7 protein-coding genes and 1 tRNA gene are annotated in these 5,818 nt (G+C 36.5%); 7 read left to right on the top strand and 1 reads right to left on the bottom strand.

The window, feature by feature from the left end:
• The 7 genes from ACIQ2X_RS13130 to ACIQ2X_RS13100 form a co-directional block, all read left to right on the top strand.
• A partial coding sequence (locus tag ACIQ2X_RS13130) for an ATP-binding protein (protein WP_396179384.1) occupies nucleotides 1-341 on the top strand: 341 nt, incomplete at its 5' end.
• A gap of 77 nt (nucleotides 342-418) precedes the next feature.
• Nucleotides 419-1,132 (top strand): YebC/PmpR family DNA-binding transcriptional regulator, encoded by a 714-nt coding sequence (locus tag ACIQ2X_RS13125; protein WP_396179382.1) that lies wholly within the window; start codon nucleotides 419-421, stop codon nucleotides 1,130-1,132.
• A gap of 379 nt (nucleotides 1,133-1,511) precedes the next feature.
• Entirely contained in the window at nucleotides 1,512-3,065 is a 1,554-nt protein-coding gene (locus ACIQ2X_RS13120) for a response regulator (RefSeq protein WP_396179381.1), read from the top strand.
• Nucleotides 3,066-3,088: 23 nt separating this feature from the next.
• Complete coding sequence (gene tsaE, locus ACIQ2X_RS13115; RefSeq protein ID WP_396179380.1) at nucleotides 3,089-3,502, top strand: tRNA (adenosine(37)-N6)-threonylcarbamoyltransferase complex ATPase subunit type 1 TsaE; 414 nt, start codon at nucleotides 3,089-3,091, stop codon at nucleotides 3,500-3,502.
• A gap of 77 nt (nucleotides 3,503-3,579) precedes the next feature.
• Complete coding sequence (locus ACIQ2X_RS13110; RefSeq protein ID WP_396179379.1) at nucleotides 3,580-4,773, top strand: alanine dehydrogenase; 1,194 nt, start codon at nucleotides 3,580-3,582, stop codon at nucleotides 4,771-4,773.
• A gap of 35 nt (nucleotides 4,774-4,808) precedes the next feature.
• Nucleotides 4,809-5,183 (top strand): DUF4258 domain-containing protein, encoded by a 375-nt coding sequence (locus tag ACIQ2X_RS13105; RefSeq protein WP_396179378.1) that lies wholly within the window; start codon nucleotides 4,809-4,811, stop codon nucleotides 5,181-5,183.
• A gap of 82 nt (nucleotides 5,184-5,265) precedes the next feature.
• A tRNA-Val gene (locus tag ACIQ2X_RS13100) sits at nucleotides 5,266-5,343 on the top strand.
• A 148-nt stretch (nucleotides 5,344-5,491) separates the two neighbouring features.
• Here ACIQ2X_RS13100 and ACIQ2X_RS13095 read toward each other — a convergent pair.
• The coding region (locus tag ACIQ2X_RS13095) for a hypothetical protein (RefSeq protein ID WP_396179377.1) at nucleotides 5,492-5,818 on the bottom strand (327 nt) is incomplete at its 5' end.

Raw genomic sequence — 5,818 nt, 5'->3', positions numbered from 1 at the left:
ATAAAATAGTTTTTGTAGATAATGATATTATAGCTGTTATTCTTAATAATTTACTTACCAATTCGATAAAATTTTCAAAAAAGAACTCAATAATAAAAATTTTAAGTAGCGTTAGCCAAGAGCAATTATGCATTTCAATTTGTAGTGTAGGAATAATTTTAAGCGATGAAAAATTAAAGGCAATTGTGTACTATTTAAACTCAACAACCACTGAAGAAGATTCGCACATCGGATTTGGATTGAAAATTGCAAAAGAAATGGCCCTACTCCACAACGGATTTATTGAATTTTATTCAGAAAATGGGAATACAGAAGTACGCTTGATTTTAAATACCGTTTAAAGCAGGAATTTTTTAAAAAAAAACTTGATTTCACTTTCGGATGTTTTATTTTTGCAGCACTAAAATTATTGTAAGAAATGGGAAGAGCTTTTGAATTTAGAAAAGGTAGAAAAATGAAACGTTGGTCGGCAATGGCTAAAGCATTTACCAGAATCGGAAAAGATATTGTAATGGCAGTTAAAGAAGGAGGCCCAAATCCTGAAGCCAATTCGCGTCTTCGTGCCGTAATTCAAAATGCAAAAGCGGCCAATATGCCCAAAGAAAATGTCGAACGTGCCATTAAAAAAGCAACCGATAAAGATACTGCCAACTACAAAGAAGTGCTGTTTGAAGGCTATGCCCCACACGGAATTGCCCTTTTGATTGAAACAGCAACCGACAATAACAACCGTACCGTAGCCAATATCCGAAGCTATTTCAACAAATGCAATGGCACAATGGGAACCCAAGGCTCCGTTGAATTCATGTTCGACCACACCTGCAATTTCCGCATTCCCGCCGCTGGAATTGACGTAGAGGAAATGGAATTGGAATTCATTGATTTTGGTGCCGAAGAAATTTTTAAAGACGATGAAGACGGCGTTTTAATTTACGCTCCTTTTGGAAGTTTTGGCGCAATTCAAAAAGAACTGGAAAACAGAAATATCGAAATTTTATCTTCTGGTTTTGAGCGAATTCCGCAAATAACCAAGGAGCTGACCGAAGCCCAAATCGCGGATGTGGAAAAATTATTAGAAAAAATCGAAGAAGACGACGATGTTCAAAACGTGTACCACACCATGCAAGAATAAAAATTAAACGTTTACAACTCCCGCTTTAGGGAGTTTTTTTTGCAGTAGTATATTCATTTGGGCGTTACCCTCCCATTTGCAGCTCAAACCCGTTTTCTTACGCTTAAACTAACTTTTTTAAATCCACTTCTCCCAGTCGGGTCGGGCTTCCACTCCCGCTTCCCCATCCTGGACTTGATTCAAAATCCGGTTATCAACATTAAAATCCAGCTTCGCAAAGAAACTTTCGGAAGATGGGGAGAGCTCCGTTAAAATCCCTAACGCGGCATAATGCAACGCAACAGTGTTTATTCAACAAGAAAGTTTACAATAATATTAAGAAATAGTCCAGCCAAGAAACAGTAATTTGCATAACTTTAGTGCTTAAAATAAAAATAAAATGAATCAGATAAAAATACTTTGGGTTGACGACGAAATTGATTTACTCAAACCCCATATTTTGTTTTTAGAGAAAAAAAATTACGCCGTAACTACCTGTAATAACGGTCGCGATGCAGTTGATATTTTCGAAGAAGGCAACTTTGACATTGTATTTTTGGACGAAAACATGCCCGGAATGAACGGTCTGGAAACATTGCAGGAGATCAAGGAAAAAAAATCTTCTACTCCAGTAATCATGATTACTAAAAGTGAGGAAGAGTTTATCATGGAGGAAGCGATTGGTTCTAAAATTGCCGATTATTTGATTAAACCCGTAAATCCAAACCAGATTTTATTGAGTTTGAAAAAGAATTTAGATCACTCCCGACTTATTTCTGAAAAAACATCCCTTGATTATCAAAAAGAGTTTCGCAAGATTGCAATGGACTTATCTATGGTGAACTCATTTGAAGATTGGGCAGATTTGTATAAAAAATTAATTTATTGGGAAATCGAACTTGAAAATATCGACGATCCAAGTATGATTTCTATTTTAGAATCTCAAAAAGTCGAAGCAAATTCGCAATTCGGTAAGTTTATAGAACGAAATTATGAAGATTGGTTCGACCCAAAAATGGACAAACCTATAATGTCGCATACGCTTTTTCGCGAATTAGTCGTTCCTGAATTGGTCAAAAAAGAAAAACCCGTTTTATTTGTTGTAATTGATAATTTGCGCTACGATCAATGGAAAGTATTTGAAAGTGTGGTGAATAACCACTATAAATTGGAAAAAGAAGTACCGTATTATGCCATTTTGCCAACAGCAACTCAGTATGCACGAAATGCCTTGTTTTCAGGACTTTTGCCAATTGAAATGGAGAGAAAATTTCCACAATACTGGAAAAACGATGTCGACGAAGGCGGAAAAAACTTATTTGAAGCCGAATTCCTGACCGAACATCTAAAACGTTTGGGAATGAACATTAAGCAAGATTACTTCAAAATCACCAATTTAGCGGCTGGAAAAAAACTGGCTGAAAATTTCAAATCACTGAAAAATAACGATTTGGTAAGTGTAGTTTATAATTTTGTCGACATGCTATCCCATGCAAAAACCGAAATGGACGTGGTTAAAGAATTGGCTTCAGACGATAAAGCCTACCGTTCGTTGACATTGAGTTGGTTCAAAAATTCACCACTTTTGGAGATCATTCAACAAGCACAGAAACTAAACTTCAAACTGATTATAACCACCGATCACGGCACAATTAACGTCAAAAATCCTTCAAAAGTGATTGGCGACAAAAATACCAGTTTGAATTTACGTTACAAAACAGGAAGAAGTTTGACCTACGAAGATCGAGATGTGTATGCGGTTAAGGATCCAAAATCAATTGGCTTGCCAACTATTAACATGAGTAGTTCGTATATTTTTGCAAAAAATGATTTGTTTCTCGCGTACGTAAATAACTACAATCATTACGCAAGTTATTACCGAAACACGTACCAACACGGCGGAATTTCATTGGAAGAAATGATTGTTCCTTTTTTAGTTTTTCAACCAAAATAATAATACTATATTATTGATATACAATGGAATTATCGTTCTCAATTGATGCTATACATCAAGCTGCTCAATCGGTTTTAGAAGCCAATCCGCACAAAGTAATTTTATTTAATGGCGAAATGGGTGTAGGTAAAACTACATTTATTAAAGCCCTCTGCGATGTTCTTGGAGTTACTGAAGCAACCAGTAGTCCGACCTTTTCTTTGGTAAACGAATACGAAACGGCATCTGGGGAATTGATTTATCATTTTGACGTGTACCGACTTAAAAATGAAGGTGAAGCTTATGATATGGGTATGGATGAATATCTACACTCGCAGGCATGGAGTTTTATCGAATGGGCCGAAAAAATCCCATCTTTGCTTCCCGAACATTATTCCGTAATTAATTTAACAAAACTATCCGACGGAAATAGAAAATTGGTGTTTTCAAATCTATAATGGTACTGTTTTTTTCCTCAATTTTTTAAAGAATGATTTTCATTTTTTGTAAATTCGGGCATTATTAATTTATTTTTATGGCCATTACTCCTTTTACCAAGCAACAACTTATTCCTCAGGAAGAAAAACTAGAAATGCAACGTCATAAAAGTGAACTTTTTATTGGAATTCCGAAGGAAACCTGTTTCCAAGAACGCCGAATTTGTTTGACACCTGATGCCGTAAATTCGCTAGTCTACCACGGGCATCGAGTGATGATCGAATCCGGAGCGGGTGAAAGTTCGAGTTACAGCGATAAAGAATACAGTAATGCTGGTGCTGAAATCACAAAGGATACCAAAAAAGTGTACGGTTGTCCGATAATTTTAAAAGTAGAACCTCCTACCCTTTCTGAAATTGAATTACTCCATCCACAAACGATTCTGATTTCTGCTATTCAACTCAAAACCAGACAAGCCGATTATTTTGAAGCACTTCGGAAAAAGAAAATAACAGCATTGGCTTTTGAATTCATTAAGGACGAAGAAGGAACGTATCCCGCTGTAAAATCGCTCAGCGAAATTGCAGGTACGGCATCTGTACTTATCGCATCCGAACTAATGATCAACAGCGAGAACGGAAAAGGCTTGCTTTTAGGAAACATTACAGGCGTTCCGCCGACAGAAGTGGTAATCATTGGGGCGGGAACGGTAGGCGAATTTGCAGCAAAAACAGCTCTCGGAATTGGAGCAAGTGTCAAAGTTTTTGATAATTCTATAACCAAGCTGAGGCGTTTACAAAACCGACTGAATCAACGTATTTTCACCTCAACTATCCAACCCAAAATATTATTGAAAGCACTTCGTCGTTGCGATGTAGCTATTGGGGCCATGCATGGAAAAGAACGCTGTCCTGTTATTGTGAGTGAAACGATGGTCGAACACATGAAAAGTGGCGCCGTAATCGTTGACGTCAGTATTGATACAGGCGGTTGCTTTGAAACTTCTGAAGTTACCAATCATCAAAATCCTACGTTTGTAAAACACAATGTGATTCATTATTGCGTGCCAAATATTCCTTCTCGGTATTCCAAAACCGCATCGCTTTCCATCAGTAACATTCTCACGCCCTATCTTTTGCAAATTGCTGAGGATGGCGGACTCGAGAGTGCGATCCGTTGCGATAATGGACTTAAAAATGGCGTGTATTTTTACCACGGTATTTTGACCAACAAAGCTATTGGGGAATGGTTTGGATTACCAAATAGTGATATTAATTTAATTGTTTTTTAAAGTTTCTTTAGTGTAACTTTGCAAAAAATAAATTCATGAAATTTTATCAGCGATTTGCCTATTATTCAATGGGAATGATCATAGGAATGGTCTTTTTGTTTATGTTTTTAAACGGCAAAGACATGAAATGCAGCTATTTTCCAAATGCACGTGTTTTAAAAGATTTGAGGTCAAAACCTTTTCATTATTCGACCGAATCCAAAGAACAACTGACTCAAAAATGGGTTGACACAAGTGATATTCGAAAGACATTGACCTACGGCGATGTAATTTTTAGTAAAAGTAATATCCCCCAAAAAGGCGGAAAACTATACGTTATTGAAGGTAAAAATTCTAAAAATGAACCGATTACACTTGAAGTAATCAATTACAGTGATAAAGCTGTTTTGTCAAGTATAAAAAAAGAGTAATTTTTTATTAAAAAGCGGTTGCAAAATCCAAATGGAGTTGTATATTTGCACTCGCAACGAAGGAAACCAAGTTGTGAAACAAGGGCGATTAGCTCAGCTGGTTCAGAGCACCTCGTTTACACCGAGGGGGTCGGGGGTTCGAACCCCTCATCGCCCACCAAAACTTCAACAGAAATGTTGGAGTTTTTTTTTGTTTTTTAAGTTCCGAGCATCCCCATTTTTATCGGGAGTGGTTGGAGGTTCGAAACTCTTTCAAATTGGCATCGGTTTTTTTTGTTCAGCTTATGCCGATGCATTTATATTTGAAACTACTTCGAGTGGTACCTCATAAACATAGTACTCTTTCCCAAATCTTCAATTTTGAGAATTTTAACGAATTCCCTTCTTGATGGTTTTACCAAATAACTTGAGTTAAGTTCTTGGATTGCTTCTGATTTTTTTATTGTCAAAGAATGAAATATTTTCAAATCCGTATCGGCATAAAAATCTTGAACCCGAATCCCATTGGGCTCTAAACGAAGTACTTTTACTCTCCAATAAATAGAATCTTTTGTGCTTACTATAAGTTTTCCATTTATTTTTTTGGCTTTCTGGATTTCAGAAAATTCGAAAATGGTATCCCTATCCTTCATTAT

It is taken from the genome of Flavobacterium sp., assembly GCF_044368625.1.
Taxonomy (GTDB): Bacteria; Bacteroidota; Bacteroidia; order Flavobacteriales; family Flavobacteriaceae; genus Flavobacterium.
This window is presented reverse-complemented; position numbering and strand designations above follow the sequence as displayed.